The organism is Bradyrhizobium sp. ORS 86 (assembly GCF_045571475.1).
GTDB lineage: Bacteria > Pseudomonadota > Alphaproteobacteria > Rhizobiales > Xanthobacteraceae > Bradyrhizobium.
This window is the reverse complement of record NZ_CP120699.1, coordinates 4,057,830-4,079,277: the sequence shown is the minus strand read 5'-3', so window position 1 is coordinate 4,079,277 and position 21,448 is coordinate 4,057,830. Positions and strand designations below refer to the sequence as shown.

General features: G+C 65.6%; 25 protein-coding genes. 23 read left to right on the top strand and 2 right to left on the bottom strand.

Translation table 11 applies throughout. From position 1 onward, the window contains the following. Positions 1–201 precede the first annotated feature (201 nt). From P6U25_RS18885 to P6U25_RS18790, 20 genes are all read left to right on the top strand, one after another. Positions 202–933, top strand: coding sequence for a hypothetical protein (locus P6U25_RS18885; protein WP_407146263.1), 732 nt, complete (start codon positions 202–204; stop codon positions 931–933). Continuing rightward, complete coding sequence (terL, locus tag P6U25_RS18880; protein WP_407146262.1) at positions 836–2,338, top strand: phage terminase large subunit; 1,503 nt, start codon at positions 836–838, stop codon at positions 2,336–2,338. Before P6U25_RS18885 ends, terL begins: the two co-directional genes overlap by 98 nt. Next, entirely contained in the window at positions 2,338–2,571 is a 234-nt protein-coding gene (locus P6U25_RS18875) for a hypothetical protein (RefSeq protein ID WP_407146261.1), read from the top strand. Before terL ends, P6U25_RS18875 begins: the two co-directional genes overlap by 1 nt. A 27-nt stretch (positions 2,572–2,598) precedes the next feature. Beyond that, positions 2,599–4,071, top strand: coding sequence for a hypothetical protein (locus P6U25_RS18870; RefSeq protein ID WP_407146260.1), 1,473 nt, complete (start codon positions 2,599–2,601; stop codon positions 4,069–4,071). Continuing rightward, positions 4,068–4,352: a hypothetical protein gene (locus P6U25_RS18865; protein WP_407146259.1), complete on the top strand. Its 285-nt coding sequence runs from the start codon at positions 4,068–4,070 to the stop codon at positions 4,350–4,352. The genes P6U25_RS18870 and P6U25_RS18865 overlap by 4 nt, the downstream gene beginning before the upstream one ends. A gap of 1 nt (position 4,353) precedes the next feature. Continuing rightward, the gene (locus tag P6U25_RS18860) at positions 4,354–4,932 is read left to right on the top strand and encodes an XkdF-like putative serine protease domain-containing protein (protein ID WP_407146258.1); all 579 of its coding nucleotides are present in this window, start codon (positions 4,354–4,356) and stop codon (positions 4,930–4,932) included. Further along, on the top strand, positions 4,932–6,272 hold the full coding sequence (locus tag P6U25_RS18855; protein WP_407146257.1) for a hypothetical protein: 1,341 nt from the start codon (positions 4,932–4,934) through the stop codon (positions 6,270–6,272). The genes P6U25_RS18860 and P6U25_RS18855 overlap by 1 nt, the downstream gene beginning before the upstream one ends. 115 nt (positions 6,273–6,387) lie before the next feature. Further along, on the top strand, positions 6,388–6,789 hold the full coding sequence (locus tag P6U25_RS18850; protein ID WP_407146256.1) for a hypothetical protein: 402 nt from the start codon (positions 6,388–6,390) through the stop codon (positions 6,787–6,789). Positions 6,790–6,898: 109 nt separating this feature from the next. After that, complete coding sequence (locus tag P6U25_RS18845) at positions 6,899–7,897, top strand: hypothetical protein (RefSeq protein ID WP_407146255.1); 999 nt, start codon at positions 6,899–6,901, stop codon at positions 7,895–7,897. A 77-nt stretch (positions 7,898–7,974) separates the two neighbouring features. Then, a complete protein-coding gene (locus P6U25_RS18840) occupies positions 7,975–8,307 on the top strand; it encodes a hypothetical protein (RefSeq protein ID WP_407146254.1) in 333 nt (110 codons plus the stop codon). Between the two features lie 52 nt (positions 8,308–8,359). Continuing rightward, positions 8,360–8,953: a hypothetical protein gene (locus tag P6U25_RS18835; protein ID WP_407146253.1), complete on the top strand. Its 594-nt coding sequence runs from the start codon at positions 8,360–8,362 to the stop codon at positions 8,951–8,953. Position 8,954: 1 nt separating this feature from the next. Then, positions 8,955–9,389: a hypothetical protein gene (locus tag P6U25_RS18830; protein WP_407146252.1), complete on the top strand. Its 435-nt coding sequence runs from the start codon at positions 8,955–8,957 to the stop codon at positions 9,387–9,389. An 11-nt stretch (positions 9,390–9,400) separates the two neighbouring features. Continuing rightward, complete coding sequence (locus P6U25_RS18825) at positions 9,401–9,856, top strand: hypothetical protein (protein WP_407146251.1); 456 nt, start codon at positions 9,401–9,403, stop codon at positions 9,854–9,856. 38 nt (positions 9,857–9,894) lie between these two features. Beyond that, complete coding sequence (locus tag P6U25_RS18820) at positions 9,895–10,746, top strand: hypothetical protein (protein ID WP_407146250.1); 852 nt, start codon at positions 9,895–9,897, stop codon at positions 10,744–10,746. Between the two features lie 45 nt (positions 10,747–10,791). Further along, entirely contained in the window at positions 10,792–11,370 is a 579-nt protein-coding gene (locus tag P6U25_RS18815) for a hypothetical protein (RefSeq protein ID WP_407146249.1), read from the top strand. A 15-nt stretch (positions 11,371–11,385) separates the two neighbouring features. Then, positions 11,386–13,095: a hypothetical protein gene (locus P6U25_RS18810; protein WP_407146248.1), complete on the top strand. Its 1,710-nt coding sequence runs from the start codon at positions 11,386–11,388 to the stop codon at positions 13,093–13,095. A gap of 18 nt (positions 13,096–13,113) precedes the next feature. Beyond that, the gene (locus tag P6U25_RS18805; RefSeq protein WP_407146247.1) at positions 13,114–15,354 is read left to right on the top strand and encodes a hypothetical protein; all 2,241 of its coding nucleotides are present in this window, start codon (positions 13,114–13,116) and stop codon (positions 15,352–15,354) included. Next, entirely contained in the window at positions 15,355–15,618 is a 264-nt protein-coding gene (locus P6U25_RS18800) for a hypothetical protein (protein WP_407146246.1), read from the top strand. 27 nt (positions 15,619–15,645) lie between these two features. Beyond that, positions 15,646–16,527, top strand: coding sequence for a hypothetical protein (locus P6U25_RS18795; RefSeq protein WP_407146245.1), 882 nt, complete (start codon positions 15,646–15,648; stop codon positions 16,525–16,527). Positions 16,528–16,545: 18 nt separating this feature from the next. Further along, positions 16,546–16,740 carry a hypothetical protein gene (locus P6U25_RS18790; RefSeq protein ID WP_407146244.1) on the top strand — a complete coding sequence of 65 codons (195 nt, stop codon included), beginning with the start codon at positions 16,546–16,548 and terminating at the stop codon, positions 16,738–16,740. Here the strand turns inward: P6U25_RS18790 and P6U25_RS18785 are convergent. Beyond that, on the bottom strand, positions 16,721–17,491 hold the full coding sequence (locus P6U25_RS18785) for an HNH endonuclease (RefSeq protein ID WP_407146243.1): 771 nt from the start codon (positions 17,489–17,491) through the stop codon (positions 16,721–16,723). The genes P6U25_RS18790 and P6U25_RS18785 overlap by 20 nt on opposite strands. A gap of 40 nt (positions 17,492–17,531) precedes the next feature. Here P6U25_RS18785 and P6U25_RS18780 point away from each other — a divergent pair, with 40 nt between their 5' ends. The 3 genes from P6U25_RS18780 to P6U25_RS18770 are packed head-to-tail and all read left to right on the top strand — an operon-like array spanning position 17,532 to position 20,870. Continuing rightward, the gene (locus P6U25_RS18780) at positions 17,532–19,484 is read left to right on the top strand and encodes a hypothetical protein (protein ID WP_407146242.1); all 1,953 of its coding nucleotides are present in this window, start codon (positions 17,532–17,534) and stop codon (positions 19,482–19,484) included. A 45-nt stretch (positions 19,485–19,529) separates the two neighbouring features. After that, entirely contained in the window at positions 19,530–19,967 is a 438-nt protein-coding gene (locus tag P6U25_RS18775; protein WP_407146241.1) for a hypothetical protein, read from the top strand. A 12-nt stretch (positions 19,968–19,979) separates the two neighbouring features. Continuing rightward, positions 19,980–20,870, top strand: a complete 891-nt coding sequence (locus P6U25_RS18770; RefSeq protein WP_407146240.1) for a hypothetical protein — start codon at positions 19,980–19,982, stop codon at positions 20,868–20,870. Here P6U25_RS18770 and P6U25_RS18765 read toward each other — a convergent pair. Next, complete coding sequence (locus tag P6U25_RS18765; protein ID WP_407146239.1) at positions 20,839–21,444, bottom strand: GIY-YIG nuclease family protein; 606 nt, start codon at positions 21,442–21,444, stop codon at positions 20,839–20,841. The genes P6U25_RS18770 and P6U25_RS18765 overlap by 32 nt on opposite strands. Between the last annotated feature and the right edge of the window lie 4 nt (positions 21,445–21,448).

The window sequence follows — 21,448 nt, the reverse complement described above, 5'->3', positions numbered from 1 at the left end:
GGAAAAACTGCGCCCGTCACGATGCTCCGTGGCGGGCGTTTTTGTTTGCTTAGGGTGTGCGGTAGCTCCTGACCGGGCTATCGCTGCCCTCCTTGGGCGTTTCCTCCCTTGACTGGGCCGTTTGTGCCTCATGTCGCAAGCGGCCCGTTTTCTCGCCTTTCCGCCGCATTGATGAACGGATGTGATTCAGAGTGATTCACCGTGTCCCTGCCAGCGTCACTCCCCGACAGATTCGATCCCGCCGTCCCGCTTGCTGACGAGCGCTACGAGCGGTTCGCGCGGCTGCGCGTGATGGGGGTCGGCTGCAAGGAGGCGGCGAAGGAGGCAGGGTTGCCGGTGACGCACCGCAATGCGCCCAGGTTCGATCGCCATCCGGAGGTGATCGCGCGCAAGGCCTATCTTGCCAAGGATGACGCCGACGTCATCGCGGCGGCGCGGCTGATGGTGCACGAGCGGCTGGTGGCCTCCGCCTCGCTCAACGTGCTGTCGGAGTTTGCCATCCTCGGTCACGTCGAGGTCGGAGGCCGAAAGGTCGCCCGCGTCGTCGGCATCGACTGGAAGGCGCTGAAGCATTCCGACCGCGCGGTCGCGATCACCGGCTTCAAGTTCGATCGCGAGACCGGCGTGATGACCGAGTTCACCCGCGATGACCCGCTACAGGCGATCTCGCAGCTTCGCGACATGTACGGCTTCCGCGCGCCGCGCCGCACCGAGCTGACCGGCAAGGGCGGCGGACCGGTGCAGACGATCGATGTAACCAAGTTGACGAATGACCAGCTCGTCCAGCTCGAAAGCATTCTTGCCGCCGCCGCTCCCGCCGGGGACGTTGAGGCAGGTGAGGGCGGAGATCGAGCGGCGGACCGCGCTGCGCCAGGCGCAGGAGAGCCAGCGGCAGGCCAGCCAAGCCTCGAGCTCCCCGGCAACACGCGTTAAGCCGCAGGCAGGGCCGCAGGAACAGTTTCTTTCCTCGCCGGCCGACATTGCGATCTATGGCGGGGCGGCCGGCGGCGGGAAGTCCTACGCGCTGCTGCTCGAATGCCTGCGCCACATCGATGTCGCCGAGTTCGGCGCGGTGATCTTCCGCCGCTCGCTGGTCGACGTGAAGAAGCAGGGCTCGCTGCTCGACACCTCGATCCCGCTCTATGGTCAGTTCGGCGCGACCTTGCGGCAGGCCGGCGACATCCTGTGGCGGTTTCCTTCAGGGGCCAAGGTCGCCTTCGGCCATCTCGAGCACGAAAAGACCGTGCTCGACTGGATGGGCGCGCAGATTCCGCTCTTGGGCTTCGACGAGCTCACGCACTTCTCCCGCGCGCAGTTCTTCTACATGCTCTCGCGCAACCGCTCGACCTGCGGCATCCGTCCCTATGTGCGGGCGACCTGCAACCCGGACGCCGAGAGCTGGGTTGCCGACTTCATCGCCTGGTGGATCGACCAGGAGACGGGGCTGCCGATCCCCGAGCGTTCGGGGAGGATCCGCTACTTCATCCGCGTCACCGACAGCCTGGTCTGGGCCGACACCGACGCCGAGCTCAGGCAAAAGCATCCGGGAAGCGAACCCAAGTCGGTGACCTTCATCGCGGCGAAGCTCGAGGACAATGCGATCCTGATGGCCCGCGACCCGGGCTATCGCGCCAACCTGCTCGCGCTCAACTTCGTCGACCGCGAGCGGCTGCTCGGCGGCAACTGGAAGATCCGGGCGGCCGCAGGCCTGTTCTTCAAGCGCTCCTGGTGTCAGGTCGTCGACGTCTGTCCGCCGCTCGTCAGTGTGAAGCGCGGCTGGGACTTCGCGGCGACCGAGAAGACCGAGAACAACGATCCGGACGCGACATCATCGACCAAGATCGCACGCCTCGCCGACGGCCGCTTCATTGTGCTGCATAACACGCACATGTACGGCAGTCCGGGGCAAGTCGAGGTAGAGCTCAAGAATACCGCATCGAGCGATGGCAAGGGCGTCGGCATCGCGCTGCCGCAGGATCCCGCCGCGGCGGGCAAGGCGCAGGCGGCCAACCTCGTGAAGCTGCTCGCCGGGTACGACGTTCGCGTCAAGCCCGTCACCGGCGACAAGGTGACGAGGTTCAAGCCCTTCTCGGCGCAGGCCGAGGCCGGCAACGTCCTGGTGCTGCGGGGGGCGTGGAACGAGCACTGGTTCGGGGCGCTCGAAGCTTTCGGCCCCGACGTCAAGCACGACGATGACGCGGATTCCACCAGTGAAGCCTTCAACGCGCTGATCGGCGAGCCCGAGGCACCGATCATCGCGCCCTTCGTGACCGGCACGCCGCGGGCGATTCCGGGGCAGTCCGATGGCGTCGTGATCGCCAGTCCGCTGATTTCTTGATGTCAGGTGAGACCGCTTTGACCATCCTCGACGACCAGAGCAATGCCCGCGTCGCCAACGTCAAGTCGATTGCGGGGCGCATTGCCAAGACGGCCGAGGGCCTGTCGGTGCGCGAGTTTCTCGACGGCGCCGCGCTCTCCGCCGGCACCCTGATCAAGGCGTTCTATCACGGCCCGGGCCGCTCCATCGCGGTCGATCGCTTCATCGAGGCGTTGCGCCGCGCTGTGCAGTAGCGGCTTCTTTGAGAGAGGCCCGCGCGCATGGCTGTTGACCCGTATACCGACGGCTCGGCCGGCTGGAAGGCTCCGGTCCTCGATTGGGGCCTGAACTTCCGCGATTACGGCTCCTACGGTCTGCGGCAATACGGCGGCTGGATCAGGGAGGAATTCCTCCCGCAGCTCGTCGGCCGCGAGGCCTCGCGCGTCTATCGCGAGATGCTGGACAATTCGTCGACCGTCGGCTCGATGATGTTCGCGATCCAGCAGTCGATGCGCAAGGTCGAGTGGCGGGTCGCACCGGCCTCCGACCGCGGCGCCGGCAAGGCGGAAGCCCAGTTCGTCCAGTCGCTGATGGACGACATGTCCCACACCTGGGAGGACTTCGTCGCCGAAGCGCTCTCGATGCTGGGCTACGGCTTCTCGCTGCACGAGCTGGTGTATAAGCGCCGCCTCGGTCCGCAGCCGAACAAGCCGAATGAGATCGACGAGACTCCGTCCTCGAAGTTCTCCGACGGCCGGATCGGCTGGCGGCGCCTGCCGATCCGCGGTCAGGACACCGTCATCAAGTGGTTCTTCGACCCCAACGGCCAGGTGCAGGGCGTCACCCAGCAGCCCTGGGTCGGCTCGCTGATCGACATCCCGATCGAGAAGATGCTGCTGTTCCGCCCGACGCAGCACAAGAACAATCCGGAGGGCCGCTCGGTCCTGCGCAACGCCTACCGCTCGTACTACTTCGTCAAGCGACTCGAGGAACTGGAAGCGATCCTGTTCGAGCGCATGGCCGGTTTTCCGGTCGTTTACGTGCCGAACCAGCTCCTGGAGAAGGCGCTGGCGCCGATGCCGGATCCGGTCGCCCAGCAGGCGCTCAACGCCTACAAGAAGCTCGTCACCAACGTGCGGATCGACGAGCAGATGGGCGCGATCCTGCCGTCGGATCCCTATCGGGACAGCAATGGCGCCCCGACTTCGGTCAAGATGTACGACTTCAAGCTCTTGACGCCCGAGCACGGCAAGAGCGGCGTCGACGTCGACAAGACCATCGGGCGTCACAAGGTCGACATCCTGATGACGGTGCTGTGCGACTTCGTCATGATGGGCCATGAGGTCAGGGGCACCAACAATCTGGCGGTGACCCGCGTCGACATGTTCTACGGCGCGATCGAGGGCTGGCTCAACGCGATCGCGGGCGTGCTCAACCGCTATGCGCTGCCGCGGCTGTGGACGATGAACGCGCTCAACCCCGACCTGATGCCGCAGTTCCAGCCGGATCTGGCGCAGCGCATCGACCTCGACGGGCTCGGAGCCTTCATCGGCAATCTTGCTGCCGCCGGCATGCCGCTGTTTCCGGATGAGGAGTTGCAGACCTTCCTGCGCGATGCGGCAGGTCTGCCCGAGATCACCTCGCCGGAAGCGATGGCGGTTGCCAGGCAGCAGGGCGGCACCGAGACGTTGAAGAAGATGGTGCTGGCCGCTATGGCCAAGGAAATCAAGAAACGACGCGGAGACGCCAAATGAGCCTGCCTCTTGTCGACGGCAAGACCTATGAGGAAGCGAACTGGGCCAGGCTGTCGCCCGCCTTCCGCAATGCACACAACCGGCTGCGCCAGATGAAGGGCCTGCCGACGATTCCTGCGCCCAAGATCGACCTCTATGTCGCGCCGCGCGGCCCGGAGGCCAAGCCGTTCGACTTCGCCAACACGGACTTTGTCACCGCCGGCCGTGAATTCCTCGGCCGCCCGATGATGGGCCCGGGCGGTGATGAGGGCTTTACGATCAACGGCAAGCTCGTGAAGTGACGTGAACTGGTTCACCGACCTCTTCAAGGACGTCACCGCAACCGGCGTCCACGCCACGACCGCGATCGGCAACGCCACGCGGCGCAGAAAGCAGCGCGCTCTTGCGGTCGAGACGGCGGCACAGTCGGAAGATGACAGCGCCGATGACGGGCAGGGCGGCATCGAAGGACAGGATGACGGCATCGTGACCTCGAAATTCGACAAGGCGCAGGTGGTCAAGGTCGACAATGAGCTCGGCCTCGTGTTCGGCTTTGCCATCGTCTGCAAGAAGGATGGCGAGAACTATTTCGACCTGCAGGGTGATCACATCACCGAGACCGCCATGCTGAAGGCGACGACCGACTTCATGCTCAACTCGCGGATCTCGAAGGAGATGCACGAGGGCGATGCCGACGGCTCGATCGTGTTCGCCTTCCCGCTGACGAGCGACATCGCCAAGGCGCTGAAGATCGAGACCGAGCAGACCGGCCTCCTGGTCGCCATGAAGCCGTCGAAGGACGTGCTCGCCAAGTACAAGGACGGCACCTACACCGGCTTCTCGATCGGCGGATCGCGCGTCAAGGACGAGGAGGTCGCCTGATGGCAAAGATCATGCACGCGCTGAAGATCTCCGAGATCTCCGCGGTCGACCGTCCGGCCCAGGCCCACGCCAAGGCCGTGATCATGAAGCGCGCCGATGTCCGCAAGGACATGTACCAGGTCTCCCGTTTCGCCGATCTGTTGTCCTCGCTCGCCTACCTGATGCAGTCTTCGGAATATGAGGCCGCGGCGGAGAAGGACGGTTCGGTGGTGCCGGCCTCGCTCCGCGCCTGGCTGAAGACCGGCGCGCAGATCTTCCAGTCGATGGCGGCCGAGGAACTCGACGAGCTGCTCTCCACGGTGGCCAAGCGTGATGCCGAGGAGCCGTACTGGAAGCGCGACTTCTCGGACAAGCAGCGCAAGGAGCTCGCCGAGAGCGGTGCTGCCGAATCCGACGGCAGCTATCCGATCAGCAACGCCTCTGACCTGAAGAACGCGATGCGCGCCTATGGCCGGTCCAAGGACAAGGCCAAGACCAAGGCGCATATCCGCGCCCGCGCCAAGGCGCTTGGGCTCGAGAGCGAGCTCACCCCCACATTCAAGCGCGACGACACCACGGTCTCGCTCGACATCGACCCGAAACCGCTCCTCGCCAAGCTCGAGGAGATCCAGAAAGCCCTGGCCGCGGGCAATGCGGTCACCCCGAACGGAGACCCTGACATGGATCCCGAGATTGCCAAGGCGCTGGGGCTCGACGCCAACGCCAAGACTGCCGACGTGCTTGGTGTCATCGCCAAGATGGTAACCGAGCTGAAGACTGCGACTTCCGAGCTCGCGATCGCCAAGGCGCAGATGAGCGACGAGGAGAAGGCCTATCACGATGCGCTCAAGAGCGACGAGGAGAAGGCGTCCTTCCGCGCGCTGTCGAAGGGCGAGCGCACCGTGAAGATGGCCAAGCGCGACGACCTGCCGGAGTATGTCAGGAAGCAGCTCGCCGAAGCCGAGGACGTCAAGAAGCGCCTCGCGGCGCTCGAGCAGAAGGACGAGACCGAAACCATCGCCAAGCGCGTCGCCGATGTCGGCATGGGCGCCGATCAGGTCGAGGTCGTGCGCAAGGCCTACAAGGGCGACAAGGGCGCGGTCGATGCCATCCTCGATGTCGTCAAGGGTCTGGTCGCCCAGGTCAAGGCGGCCGGCCTGTTCAAGGAGCTCGGCGACGGCCGTGACGGCGGTGGCGCCGGCAACGATGCCTATGCCCAGCTCGTCGCCAAGGCCGAGGAGCTGCGCAAGAAGGATCCCAACCTCACCAAGGAACAGGCCTTCGCCAAGGTCTACCAGGATCCGGCCAACGCCGACCTCGCCAAGCGCGAGCGCGGAGAGAACCGGCCGCACGCGGCCTGACGGGGAAGCCGGCAAGACCATGTTCTCTCGCCGCCCGGTGGGTTTTCCGGCACCTGCAGCCCGGGCGGATCAATTTTCCTGAAAGCATCGTCCATTCCTCACAACGGAGGCCAGCATGGCAACCGAGTCCCCGCTTATGCGTCATTCGCAGTGCACGGCCGCTGCGAACCTCTCTGCGACTGCCGGCCTGTCTGGCCCGAATGGCGCCGGCCAGTTCCTCGCAGTCAAGACCACCGCCGGCCGCGCGGTCAATCTTGCATCGACCGGCGGCGAAGCGATCGACGGCATCCTGCAGAACGATCCGGTGCAGGGCTACGTCGCCGACGTCGGCGTCATGGGCATCAGCAAGGCGGTCGCGGGCGGCTCGTTCTCCGCCGGTGCGCTGCTCATGACCGACACCTCGGCGCGGCTGATCACGGCAACCACCGGCAACTTCGCGGTCGCCAAGGCGCTCGAGGCCTCGACCGGCGCGGGCCAGATCATCACCGTGTTCGTCCAGAATTTCGGCAAGCAGTAAGCGAGCCAGCCTCTCGTCTGATCAACAATCGCCGGCGGGCGCCGCTCGCGGGACGAATTTCATCCGCCCCTGATCAGGGCTTTCGCGGTCACCAAAGGAGACTTCTCCCATGCCGCAACCGACAGTTAGCCAGGTGCACGTCCAGGCGGCGCTGACGCAGATCGCGACCGCCTATGTTCAGAGTGAGGCCAATTACGTGGCGGAGAAGGTGTTCCCGCTCGTGCCGGTCGAATTCCAGAGCGACAAGTATTTTGCCTTCTCCAAGGACGACTTCTATCGCGACGAGGCGCAGCAGCGCGCCGATGCGACGGAGTCCGCGGGCGGCGGCTTCAACCTCTCGGCCAACAACTCCTATTCGGCCGACGTCTGGGCCTATCACAAGGACCTCGGCGGCCAGACCCGGCGCAACGCCGATCCGGCGGTCAACATGGACATCGCCTGCACCAAGTTCTGCATGCAGAAGATGCTGATCCGCCGCGACCGCTTCTTCGTCTCCCAGTACCTGAAGAACAGCGTCTGGGGCACCGACGTCACCGGCACGGCCGGGGGCACGCCGGGCACCTCGACGCCGGCGTTCTGGAACGACGATGCCAACGGCGATCCCTTCACCGACATCGCCACCGGCCAGACCACGATCCTGCAGAACACCGGCTTCGAGGCCAACACGCTGTTGTACTCGTACCCGGTCTATCAGGCGCTGCGGAAGCATCCGCTGGTGATCGACCGCATCAAGTACACGACGCGTGCCGACGCCAACAAGATCACCCCGGAGCTCCTGGCAGCGGCGTTCGACGTCGAGCGCTCGGTGGTCTCCAAGGCGGTCTACAACGCGGCGACCGAAGGGGCGACCGGCAGCTACAACTTCATCGCCTCGAAGGACGCGCTGCTCTGCCACTCGGCCTCCGAGCCCGGCCTGATGATCCCGACTGCCGGCTACACCTTCGCCTGGTCGGGCCTCACCGGTCTGAACTCGATGGGCATCCGGGTCGCCCAGATCCCGATGCCCTGGCTCGGGCTCGAGACGGTGCGCACCGAGGCGGAGATGGCCTTCGACATGCAGGTCATCGGTTCGGACCTCGGTTACCACTACTCGGGCATCGTCCAGTAACAGGGCGCGTCTGCCACGCCAGAGGCTGCGCAAATTTGCGCAGCCTCTCCGTCCTTCCTTCTCGAGGAGTTTCTGCGATGCAGATCGATGACGCCGATATCGGCGGCGCGCGCGTGCGCCGGGTGTTCCGCTCTGGCAATGAGATGCTGAAATCCGGCACCATGCTGTCGGCCGATGAGGTGTTGGCGATTCCGGCTGCCAACCGCCGTGCGCTGCGCGAGGCCGGCTTCATCGAGATCTTCCCGCGTGGTCCGGTGCAGAGCGTCGGCACCGACGATGCCGACAGCCAGATGCACATCGTGCATCTCGGCGGCGGCAAATACGACGTCATCGCCGGCAAGAAGCTCAATGCCGACGGGCCGCTCTCCAAGGAAGAGGCCGAGGAGCTCGCCACCCGGCCGCTGCAGTAGGCATCGGCTCTCCGTTTTCCCGTTTTAATCCGAGACAATCAGGAGCTTTCCCATGGCCAACGGCTTCATGGCGCGTTTCAAGGGCAAGACGTTCACGCCAACGGGATCGCTGTCGCAGTTCGGCGCCGGTGGTGCTGCCGCGGGTGAGAACGGCAACATCAGCCTGCAGGTCTCGGCGACCGGCGTGAATCCGGGGGCGACGGGGGCGGACAAGGTGCTTGCGGTCTATGCGCTGCCCGCCAACTCGTTCGACGCTGCCGGCCGCACGCTGGCAATCGTCGCGGCCGGATCGTTCGGCGCCACCGCCAATTCGAAGCGCATCAAGATCATCATCGGCGCTGCGGCGCCGACCGTGGGCGCGACCGTCTCCGGCGGCACCACAATCGCCGACACCGGCGCGGTCACCACCAATGGCGGCGGCTGGCAGCTTGCCGCAACCGTCTCGAAATACGGGGCAGGCGGCTCCAACACCCAGCTTGCGGTCCACAACCAGGCGCAGGTCGGCGCAGCGGTTGCGGCCCTGGTCTCACCGCAGGCGCTGACCCTGACCGAGAACGCCGTGATCAACGTCGTCGTGACCGGCAATGCCGCGACGGCTGCGACCGACATCGTCTTCAACTGGCTCGAAGTGAACGCGGCGAACTGACGTGTCCGCGCTCCTCAACGTCACGATCGCAGCAGCTTCAGCCAACCAGCTCTCGCAGGTGCTGCAGTTGCGCCCGGGCCCGGGCGGCAACCGCTCGCCGACGACCGTGCTGCTGCAGGGGAGCCTCACTTACGGCTCGGGCGGCACCACGGTCGACGCCTGGGTGCAGACCTCGGTCGATGGCGGCAATAGCTGGGTCGACGTCGCGAACTTCCACTTCACGACCTCGTCCGCGAAGGCGCTGTTCAATCTGAGCTCAGCGACCCCGCTGACCACCCAGTACGCCCCGACTGACGGTTCGCTTGCCGCCAACACCAGCAAGGACGGCATTATCGGCCATCTCTGGCGGGTCAAGTACACCTCGGTTGGCACCTATGCGGGCAACACCACGCTGCGCGTCGACATGATCGCCGACGGCGTCACCGCGCAGTCGTAGGGGATGGTCGCATGACCTGGACCTACGACGTCACCGCGCTTGCGACATCGGCCAAGGACAACGTCCGCCTCCTGATCGGCGACACCGACGAAACTGATCCGCAGCTTCAGGACGAGGAGATCGCCTATTTCCTGTCGGGCCGGCCGAACCCCTACGGCGCCGCCGCGGAATGCTGCCGCGCGCTCGCTGCAAAATACGCCCGCCTGGTGAGCCAGTCGGCCGGCGACACCAAGTTCGTCTTTAGCGACATGTCCAAAGCCTATGAACGGCGGGCCAGCGACTTCGAGGGCCAGGCAGCGAATTCCGGCGCTGGGCTTCCCTATGCCGGCGGCATCTCCAACACCGACAAGCTCAATCAAGAGAGCGATTCCGACCGGGTCCAGCCGCAGTTCACGCTCGGCATCGACGACAACTTCCTGCCCGTCGCGCCTGTCGACTCCAATCCCGCGTTGAAAACCGGGTCCTGACGTCCGTCCCATCCCTCCTGCATAGGATCGCAACCGCCATGACCGGATTGACGAACTATTCGGCCGACAATGTGCTCAACTACGTCACCGGCCAGACCGCGATGCCGGCGCTGCCGGCGGTCTATATGGCGCTGTTCACCGCGGTCGGGACCGATGCCGGTACCGGCTTCACCGAGGTCACCGGCGGCTCCTATGCCCGGGTGCAGATCGCAGGAAGCGCGGTCACCAACGCGGCGACCGCGACCTCGAGCGCGGTGATCGGTCATGCCTCGACGCCGGCGTGGGTGGTCGCGGGCATGCAGGCCTACGATCAGACCACCGGCCACGTCCTCGGCACAGTGGCCTCCACCACCGGCACCACGGTCACGCTGTCGGCCAACACGCCATTTGCGATCGGCTCCGGCGACACCATCAACTATTCCGCGTTCCCGCAAGGCTCCGGCACCGCGCCGGCCTCGACCTCGAACGGCGCCATCGTCACCTTCGCGACCGCCACCGCGAACTGGGGCACCGTGGTGGCCTTCGGCCTCTATGACGCAGCGAGCTCCGGCAACCTCTTGCTCTGGGACTATATGGGCAACTTCGCCTGGATGCCGGCTTCGGTCTCGGCGGCCTCGCCCGGCGTCATCACCGCGCACGCCCATGGCATTCCAACCGGCGGCTCGTTCGTGTTCACGACCGAGTATGGCGGCACCGCGCCGACCTTCTCGGCCGGCAACTACACCGGCATCCTGACCGCGGCGGCGGCTGCGACGGACACCCTGCAGGTCACCGGCGTCAACACCTCGGCGACCGGCAATGGCGCGATCCGCCAGGTCACCCAGCAGTCGATCCCGCAGGGCGTCACCGCATCCTTTGCGGCGTCCTCGTTCACCATCGTCGCCGCCTGATCTCGAACTGGCGCTTTCGGCCAACCTTTAAGGGACACCTGATCCATGAGCATGCAGACCTGGATGGAGAGCCTGATCGTTGCCCAGGGCGACGGCGCTGCGGTCACCAACACCACCACCGCGACGACGCTGTTGCCGTCGGCGGCAACCCTGGCGCTGCCGGCAAACTTCTTCTCCTATGTCGGCAAGGCGCTGCGCATCCGCGCCACCGGGCGCGTCTCCACAGTGGTGACTACGCCCGGCACGCTGACGCTCGACATCCGGCTCGGCACGCTGGCCTCGCCGATCGTCGTGTTCAACGGCGGGGCGATGAACCTCAACACCACCGCGCAGACCAACGCGACCTGGTCGTTCGAGTGCGAGCTCACCGCGCGCGCGCTCGGCTCCGGCACCAGCGCCAACCTGATGGGCGTCGGCTCCTGGTCGTCGCGCGCCTTGATCGGCTCGCCGGCAGTGGCCTCCGGTTATGCCGGCACCGCGCTGTTGCCGGACACTGCGCCGGCAGTCGGGATCGGCTTCGATTCCACCATCACCAACATCCTGCAGATGTTTGCGACCTGGTCGATCGCGAACGCCTCGAACTCGATCACGCTGCATCAGTTCCGCGCCGAAGCAGTGAACTAAAGAAGACGACGCGCCATGTGGGGCGGCGGTGCGACCAACGCGGCTTATCCGGATCCGGTTGCCTCGGCGCCCATCCTCTATCTCGCGCAGAGCGTCGCCGCACCGACCGAATATGCCGGCCTGACCAAGGAAAACTCGTCCTATGCAGGCCCAGCCATTCGTGCCGTGCGCAATGACAATGGCGCCCAGCAGGACATCGGCTTCGTCGGCAAGAACCTCGACGATGCCGCACTGACCTCATTCCTGTCGGGAACGACCGGCCTCGTCACCACCGCCTACGGCCAGATGGGCGTGACAAATTTCACGCAAGCGACGACGGCCAACATGCCGTTGTTGAGCAAGGACACCGACGGGATCTGGAAAATCGACATCAGCGGCGGCAGCCGCTGGCTGGAGAGCTCGTCAACGGCGTTCAAGACCGCGAAAGCCCACTGCTTCATGGTGGCCAAGCGGCCGTATTTTGGGCAATCGGGCTCGGGCGCGGCCGGCTACACCGATCCGGTGGAGTGCTGCCTGTTCGCCTATGGTCCCTCCGGCGACTACAAGACTAACGGCCGTTTCGGTCTCGGTTATCTCGACCTCGGCACCGGACCGCAACTGCCGCAGAACGCCTCGACTGTGACCTATGCCGCGCAGGGCTATCCCGGCGAGTGCCGGATGGGCAAGTGGTCGATCCACGACCTCGACTGCAACACGCTGGAACTGCGCATCGACAAGGACGTGATGCTGGCCGCGGGCAGCTCGGTCGACATCACCTATCCCGCCACGACCAAGCTGACGCTCGGCGCCGATAACGGCGCCGCGCACCCGTGGGCCGGCTCAATCCGCGGCTTTGCGTTCTACGGCTCGGTGCTCACCAGCACGCTCCGCGACCAGGTCACCGACTTCCTGACCGACAATTCTTCGCTCGGCGTGGTGCGGCTCAGCAAGACCGGTGCGACGACCGCCAAGCTGCCCGGATTTACCTGGTCTCCGGTGCTCGACACCACGTGGTTTACGACCACGACCGATGCGCAGGGTGTGCAGTGGGTCAACCAGCACGGCTCCTATCCGTGGTCGTGCTGGATCGCCAACAACGTCACCAACGGCAAGCCGCTGGTTCGCTTTGAGACGCGCAATGGCGACAACGACTTCATCATCACCTCGGCCAACCGCACCGAGCGGAGCTCGCCGAATGCGCTGATCCTGCCAGGCCAGGTCCGCTTCATGTTCGCCCAGTTCATGATCGAGGGCCCGTTCCAGGATCAATCCGGCTGCGTCTGGTCGGACATTTTCCAGGTCCATTGGGATGACAACTCGGCGCTGCCGAACGACCCCGACATGTACGGCGTGTCGGTCCTCAACAACACCTTCCAGGCCTTCACGCAGTCCGCGGAGCCGGCGCCCGGCGATTTCACCAGCATGGGCTCGCCGCAGACGCTGCTCGCCGACACCTGGTACGCGATGCTGCTGAAGATCACCTTCGACAGCAACCGCACCAGCGGCCGATCGGACGGCTTCGAGCTCTGGTTCGGCCAGAACGGAACGACACTGACCAAGATCGTCAACCAGGTCGGGGTGCCGATCTACGACACCAGCGCCATCAATGCCTATCTGAAGCAGGGCAACTATCGCGGCACCGGCAACGGCACCAATCTCGCCCAGATCATCGCCAACCATACCCTGACAGCGACCGACATCTCGTCCTATGTGACCACCCAGCCGGCGCTGCCGACGCACCCTTAAAACGCCCAGGTCCACGATATGGCGCTCGCGCTCAACGGCACCGTCGCGACCGGCTTCATCAACGGCGCGGCCTCCGGCACGCTGGCCTCCGGCACCTTCACGACGACGGTTGCGAACTGCGTCATCGTCGCGATGATCGCGACCACCGACGACGGCTCCGCCACCAGCGGTCCGTTCACGGTTTCGAGCATTTCCGGCGGCGGCCTGACCTGGACGCGCCGCGGTGGCCAGACCGGGCTCAACTCCGGCTTCCACCAGATGGACCTTGAGTGCTGGTACGCGATCGCGGCCGGCACGTTCTCCTCGGCGGTCACCGCGACCTTCAGCGGCGTTGCCGGCGGCGCCACCATCACCGTGTTCGCGTTCTCCGGCGCCAACACAGCCGCTCCGTTCGATGCCAACGGCTCGCTGCCGGCGCAGACCTCGAACCTGACCGCGACGGCGAACGCGGTCTCCGCCACGATCTCGACCACGAACGCCAACACGGCGATCATCGGTCATATCTTCAACGGCACCGGCTCGCAGACGTCGTGGACCGACAATGCGGGCTTCTCCGACACCGCCAACATTGCCGGCTTTTCCGGCTCGCCGAATTTCGCGCAGGCGTATTCGCAGGGTCAGTACGGGATCGTTTCGTCGGTACAGTCGGGCGTTGCAGTCGGCTTCACCCCGAATTCGTCCGACTATCTCTATTATGTCGACGCGATCCAGGCGGCGGCATCGGCGGCCGCGCCCAACGATGCAGCCGCATCCAGGCGCCTGTTCACCCCGGCCGCGCGGGGCGGCCCGGCACGCGGCTTGCGGCGCACCGAGGCCTTTCCGCTTCCGGTCACGCCGTCGGTTGCGCTCACCGCCAGCGCCAAATTCCGCTCGGTCGCGCGCGCTGGAGTGTCCGTCACCACGGCGCTCGGCGGACGCAGCTCGATCGATCTTGCAGGGCGTGCCGGCATCTTTGCGCCGCAGCCCACCGTCCAGATCGGCACGCCGCAGGGCTTCCTGTTCAAGCCCGGCGCCGGTCCGACCTGGAATCTGCGGGGCAGGGCGGCGTTCACGCCGCCACCGTCCGGGCCGACGATCACCGCGCTTTTTGGCGCAACCTCGGTTGCAGTGAAGCTTCTGGCCGCTCCGCAAAGCTCGACGCATATCGCAGCGGCGAGCCGGCTTGCGGTCGCCTCGCGCGAGGCAATGACCGCGACCGGTGGCCTCGCGGGTCGCAGCAATGCTGCGGTCGCATCCCGTGAAACGATCAGCGCTGCGGCCGTCCTGCGCGCCCAGGCGCTAGTCCAGACGTCGTCGCGCGCATCAGGCGCGCTCTCGACCGTGCTTGCGGCCGCTTCGCTGCTCGCCAGCCGGGGCGGCGCTACGCTTATAGGCAAGGTCGCGCTCGGAGCGACCGCGAAGATCGCAACCTTCGGCCGGATCGTGCAGCCCGGCGCGATCGCGCTGTTCGCCCGCACGGTGGTGACGGCCTCGGCGAGGGCGGCTGCCGTCGGCAAGGTCGCGCTATCTGCGGCTGTGCAATCGGCTGCGGGGGCGAGGGCCGGCATGCTGGCGAAGGCACCGCTGGCCGGCGCGACGCGAACCTCGAGCGCCGGCCAGGCAGGAGCTGCCTTCAAGGTTGCCCTATCGGCGGCAACACTGGCCGCGGCCGCGGCACGCGCGACCTCCGTGCGCAAGACGGCGCTTGGGGCCGCGACACAGCTTGCCACCAGCGTGCAGGGCCGTCTGACGGCCAGCATGTCGCTTGCGGCTGCGGCACGGGTCGGTGCACGTGCGCAGGCGAAGATGACGGGACTTGCGCCGCTCACGGCGGTTGCGGCGGCGACCCTGATCCGCGCGGCTGCGCGGGCCATGTTCTCGGTGCGCTCGCCACAGGTGCGAAGGCTCTATCCGCGCACGATCGAGGTGCACCGCTCGCGCACCGTCGCCGGTCCATCGGACAACGTGGTGGGGCTGACACCCTATTCGGGGATGCAGCAGTCCTCGACGTCGGCCTTTGCCGGCGAGGACGTGCTCTACACGGCCATTCCGGCCTCGATCCAGGCCAAGCAGACCGGCCGCAAGAAGGACTCGAGCCTGCCCGGCGACGCGGTGTTCGCACCGACCTGGTACATCTTCGTGCCGAAGAGCGCGCTGCCGAAGGGCGCGGTGCGCGACCGCGACATCATCGTCGACGATGAGTCCTATCGCTACGAAGTGGCCCAGGCCTACTGGAACATTCTGGGCTGGCGGATCGTGTGCATCAGGCTGGAGGCGTAAATGCTCGCAGAAGACGATCTCCTCGCCATGGTCACCGAGGCACGTGCCGAGCTCGACCGCTCGCGGGCGCTGGCCGAGGCGGCGAAGGCCAAGGCCGCGCACGCGGAAGGGATGCTGGCGATGGCCGAGCATGTGTTGAACGAGTTCCGCGTCAGCCAACAGCGTGCCGCAGATGCTGCCGAGCAGCGCGATGCCGATCGCCTCGGCGGCAAGCTCGCATCGGAGCCGACCATTGAGGTTGCTTGTGCGAACCACCCCGACTGACGGCAACGTGGCCTTCATCCAGCGCTGATGGCCGACCTTTCCGACGTCACCGCCTACCTCGCGCAGGCGGCCGCCAGTGCGGTCTATCCGAACGGAATAGGCTCGCCCTCGGTCGCGGCGATGGATTGCCGGATCTATGAGGGCTGGCCGATCCCGGACCAGCTCGATCTCGATCTCGCCGGCAAGATGCTGTCGGGCGAGCCGGCGGCGCCGGTGGTGCGGCCCAATGGTCCGGTCGCCAACGTCTCGGTGTTTCCGATGCAGGGCACCGGCGTGCAGGTCTATCAGATCCTGGACGAGACCTACACCATCGTCGAGCCGTCCTACGGGATGACGTTTTCGCTTGCCGGCAACGTCGTCACCGTGACCGGCGAGCCGAAGGCTGGCGAATACCTGACGGTGATCGCCGACGACGCACATGTCTATTCGCAGACCGGTGGCGATACGGCCTCGCTGCTCGCAGCCTTGGCCGCGCAGGCGCAGGCTGACTATCCGGCGGCAGCGAGCGATGCCACCACGCTGACGATCCCGGCGCAGTTCGCTCTGCTGGTGCGGCAGGGCGGCAAGGCGACGCTCGGCAAGGTGACGCACCGCCAGCGCCAGTCGGTGATGGTGACGGTCTGGGCGCCGACGCCGCAGGTCCGTACGCAACTTGCATCGGCGATCGACAACCTGATCAAGGCCTCGATCAAGGTCACGATGCCCGACACCTCGCAGGCGATCGTCTGCTACAACCGCACCAACGTGATGGACGAATATCAGGCGGCGACGATCTATCGCCGCGACCTGATCTACGACGTCGAATACGCAACCGTCGAGCAATTCCCGGGCTACGTCATCACGTCAACGCAGACCTCGATCGTCCGCGGCGGCACCCCAACTTCCGCGATCGCAACCGCGATCGCCTGATCACAACAGGAGAGCGCCATGGCTCAAGCCAAGCAGGACGACACGCAGCTCGCGCCGCAGACCGCGCCAGCGGAGACCTCGCCGTATCACCTGACGGTGGTGAACGAGTTCGGCAACTACACCAAGGGCCAGCGCATCACCGATGCCGCCGAGGTCAACGCGATCCTCGCCAGCCACAACCACACCCACGTCGTCAAGACCGCAGCATCCTGATCGAGGCGGTCTCGGCTTTCCAGCGTATCCATTCGGCCATTGTCTTCTGGCCTTTGGAGAGGTTGCAGGGGCCGCACAGGAGCTGAAGATTGTCGGGCCAGTTCGTGCCGCCGCGCACAAGTGGCGTCATGTGGTCAACGTGGAAGCTCTCGGAAATGTCGACGGGGCAGGCGGCACAGATGAAGTTCTGCGAGTTGAGTAACTTCGATATGTCGGCCTTCGTGAATTTGCCGGGAGCGGCCTGCTTGCGAGCGCGGGCCGCGTTCACTCCGGGGCGCCGTTGTTCTCTGACCTTGTCCGGATTTTCTGCGCGATATCTGGAGATGCGGGCTTTGATGATCTCGCTCTCCCGCTGATACCGACGCGCTTCTCTTGCACGAATGCGAGGTCCTTCGTCCTTGTATCGCTGTCGCTCTCTCGCGCGTCTTGCTTCTGCTTCTCTGACCCTGCGCTCGGCATCCTTGGCCCTCACACGTTCCGCGTTTTCTGTTCTGTATCGCTTGGCGTAGGCGCGCATCTCTTCGGCTCGCTCCTTGTAGTATGCGCGATTGTGTTGGCGCGCTTTGTCGCGATGCTGCGCTCGATATTGCGCTTGGTAATCCGATCGGGCCGCACGCTCTTCCGCTCCGCACTCAATGCATTTGCAGCCATTGACATGGCGCTCTGCGACGTGTCCGCGCGGACACGCTTTGCCCGTGAAATAGCGTTTGAGACCTAACGCCTTCGCTTCTCTGCGCGTGATGATCTTCATCTGCAGAAGATACCAGCTAACCCCCTGAAAGGAAGCTCAAATGCCTGTCTTCATTGATGGCGCGCAAAACTTGGCCGCACTCACCGTGCCAGGGGTATACGCTGACATAATTTTGCCAACTCCCTTCATCGCCGGCACCCCGACCAACATCGAGGGGCTTGTCGGCGTCGGCTCCTGGGGGCCGCTGAACGCGCTGATCCCGGTGTCGAAGCCGGTCGACGCCGCGGTGCAGATCGGGCCGCCGGTGGTCCGCACCTATGACATGTCGACCTACGTCTCGGCAGCCTCCAAGGTTGGCGGGGCGATCGGCTTTCTCTGCGTGCGCGTCTCGGACGGCACGGATCTGGCGGCCACCGCCTCGATCCAGTCTGGCGCGCTGACCCTGACCGGGAAATACACCGGCACGCTCGGCAACCAGATCACCTATTCGCTGCAGTTCGGCAGCCTCGCCAACTCGTTCCTGGCGCTGGTCGCGTTCCCCGGCCGCACGCCGGAGCAGTTCAACAACGTGGTCGGCCCGACGCCGGCCTCAGGCACCGCGTCATTCTCGGCCAATCCCGCAGCGAACGATACGCTGACGATCGCGGGCAGCGCCGTCACCTTCGTCGCCTCGGGCGCCACCGGCCTGCAGGTCAACATCGGCGCGAGCCTTGCGGTGACGCTGTCGAACCTGCTCGCGATGCTGCAGGCCTCGGCTGACGCCGGGCTCGTCAAGTGCACCTACAGCCTGTCCGGCACGGTGCTCTCGATCACGGCCAACCAGATGCAGGGCACCGGCACGAATGCCGGCACCGGAGGCAATGCGCTGGCGCTGGCGAAGTCCTCAACCGTGATCACGCTCTCGGGCGCGACGCTGGCGGGCGGCACCGGCACCTGGCAGACGTTCTGGACCAACCTTGCCAATGTGATCAACTCCGGCAACACCACCAGCGGTCCGAGCCAGTCGGTGGTGGCGAGCGCGGGTGTCTCGACCGCCGTACCCGTTGTCGGCGTCACCACGACGCTGTCGGGCGGCACCGACGGCGCCTCCGGCGTCACCGACGCGACGCTGATGGGGCAGGACATCGTGCCGCGCAAGGGCATGTATGCGCTGCGCAACTCGAACTGCGACTGCTTCACGCTGTGCGACCTGTCGACCTCGGCCTACTACGCTTCGATCGCGGCGTTCGGCCTGTCGGAGACGATGTACGCGATCCACGCCACCCAGAAGGGGGATTCGATCGCCAACGCGCTGGCGACCCGGATCAATGCCGGGGTCGACACGCCCTGGTTCAAGCTGATCATGGGCGACTGGCCGACCTTCTATGACGACTACAACGGCGTGTCGCGGCTGGTGAATCCGTCAGCCTATGGCATCGGTATCTACGGCAACCTGTCGCCGCAGCAGTCGGCGCTGAACAAGCCCTTGCTCGGCATCTCGGCAACCCAGCGCTCGCAGCTCGGCCAGACCTATTCCGACACCGAGCTGTCGCAGATCAATACCGGCGGCATCGACGTCATCCTGCCGCCGTCGTCCTCGCCGGGCGGCTACTACTTCTCGTTCGCGACCGGCCGCAACGCCTCCTCCAACACCGCGGCGAACGGCGACGAATATACCCGGATGACGAACTTCCTGATCCGCGCCGCGCAGAGCAAGGCGGCGGGATCCTTCATCGGCCGGCTGCAATCGATCCAGCCCAACGACCAGACCCGTGCGCAGGCGAAAGCGCTGTTCGACGGCTTCTCGGCGCAGCTCGCAAGCCCGGAGGTCGGCCTCGGCATCAACGGGCAGGGCATGATCGACACGCCCTGGTCGGTGGTCTGCGACCTCTCCAACAACCCGCCCTACCTGCAGGCGCTGGGCTACCTGTTCCTGTACTGGCAGGTCCGCTACCTCAACGTGGTGCGCTACTTCGTGGTCAAATTCCAGGGCGGCGGCAACGTCACCATCACGGTGCAGACGACCCAGCCGAGCCCGTCGCAGTTCAACCCGGCGGCCAACACCGCGGTCTGAGACCGCGCGCTCCGTTCCCACCCGACATCCATCTAGGAGACATCCATGCCCGTGAACGGAATGAACGTCGGCGTCGATTACTCGCTGCTCTATTACGACGGCACCAGCGGCACGCTGGTCAATCTGGGCGACGTGCAGAATGTCAAGATCACCGGTCTGAAGCACGACGTGAAGTCGCAGCCCTACAACGACGTGCCGCGCTATGGGTACGTGCCCGACGGCTACAAGATCGACTTCACCATCACCCGGATCGGCTCGGTGCTCGAGGATGCCATGGTGGCATTCGAGAAGAACTTCAACACCGGTCAGATCCAGAAGCCGGGCTACCTGCAGCAGACCACCGTCAACCCCGACGGCTCGATCTCGCGCTACCAGTACACCGGCATGGTGATCTTCATGGGCGACCACGGCGACATCGCCCGCGACAAGGTGGTGACGCAGTCGCTCGAGGGCTACGCCTCGACCAAGGTCCAGATCGCTTAAAGGAAAAAGCGCGTGCAGATCGGGGTCATCACCGTCGACGGCAAGCAGGTCGGCGTCGTCTCCTGGACCGAGGGCGACGTCGTCGACACCTTCACGCCCAATCTCGACGGCTATGAGCCGATGGGGCGCGCGGCCGAGAGCCCGCAGGGCGATGGCGCGTCGGCCGCGCCGTCGCAGGGTCATCATGGCGGTGGTGACCGTCATAGTCACGGCGGCGATCATCGTGCCAGCCACGGCCACAGCGGCCAGCACCAGCCGCGCAAGACCAGATTCGGCGGCGAGGGCGATACCGATGCGCCGCTGGCAGCGCACGCGCCGCGCGGCGAGATCTATCATGGCGAGGGCGGCCGCCCGGTTCACGCAGGCTCGGCGGAAGTCGACCAGGCGATCGTCGATGCCTCGCGCGCGCACCACCTCGACCCGAACTTCATGCGCGCGGTCGCCTCGATCGAATCCGGCATGAACCCGGCCTCGAATGCGCATCGTTCGACGCAGTACAAGGGCCTCTACCAGATCGGAACCCGCGGCGCGGGGAACGAATGGGAGCGGTTCGGTAATGGAGGCAACGTCTATTCGGCCGAGCAGAATGCGATGGGCGCGGCGCGGATGTTCGATGCCAACCGCAACGCCTTCCGCAAGCACTTTGGCCGCGATCCGACCGACACCGAGATGTACCTGATGCACCAGCAGGGTCTCGGCTTCTACACAAGGGGCGCGATGACCAATATCGCAGGCAACCCGTATCCAGGGATGCATGGTCCGCAGACCCATGACAGCTTTGAGGCCGGCTGGGGACGCGAATTGGCGCGGCGCAAGGCGGGCTATGCGGCGCGATCTGGTGGCGAAGCCAAGGCCGAGCCGCCGAAGAATGTCACGTTCGATCCGGAGACGATGGCGCCCTAGGCTCGAACACACCGATCACGCTGTCGCGGATCTCGATCAGGCCCCTCGTCATCTCGCCCAACAGGAAGATCGCCGACTTGGCGCCAAAGCCGATCACGGCGAACAGGAACAGCACCTGGACCAGGTCGAAGCGACCGAGCTGGGCACCGGCAAGCACGGCGAGCGCACAGAGGCCGGCAACGCCGATCACGGCGACGTTGACCCAGCGGGGCAACAGGACCTCGGCGCGGCGGTTCGCGGGTCCCGCAACGTGGCGGCCGATGTCCTCGGCGTCGATCGGCTTCAATCGGTGACCGAGCCGATGCGCGCAGGCCATCACGGCGGCGATCGCGACCTCAGGCGGCACCACGAACCACTCGTCGCCACCTGGCGCCTTGTGGCGGTCCAACAGGAAGTGAGCCTCGCCTTCGATGTCATAGGCGGTGCCCTCGGTGACGCCGATGAACACGAAATGCAGCAGGAACGGCGAACCGGTCTGCAATTCCCGGATCCGCTTCCTGGGATCGTCGGAGACGCCGATCTTCTGCCGGCCGTGGTCGCCGGAGATCACATAGACGAAGGTGGCTTGGGCCATCGCT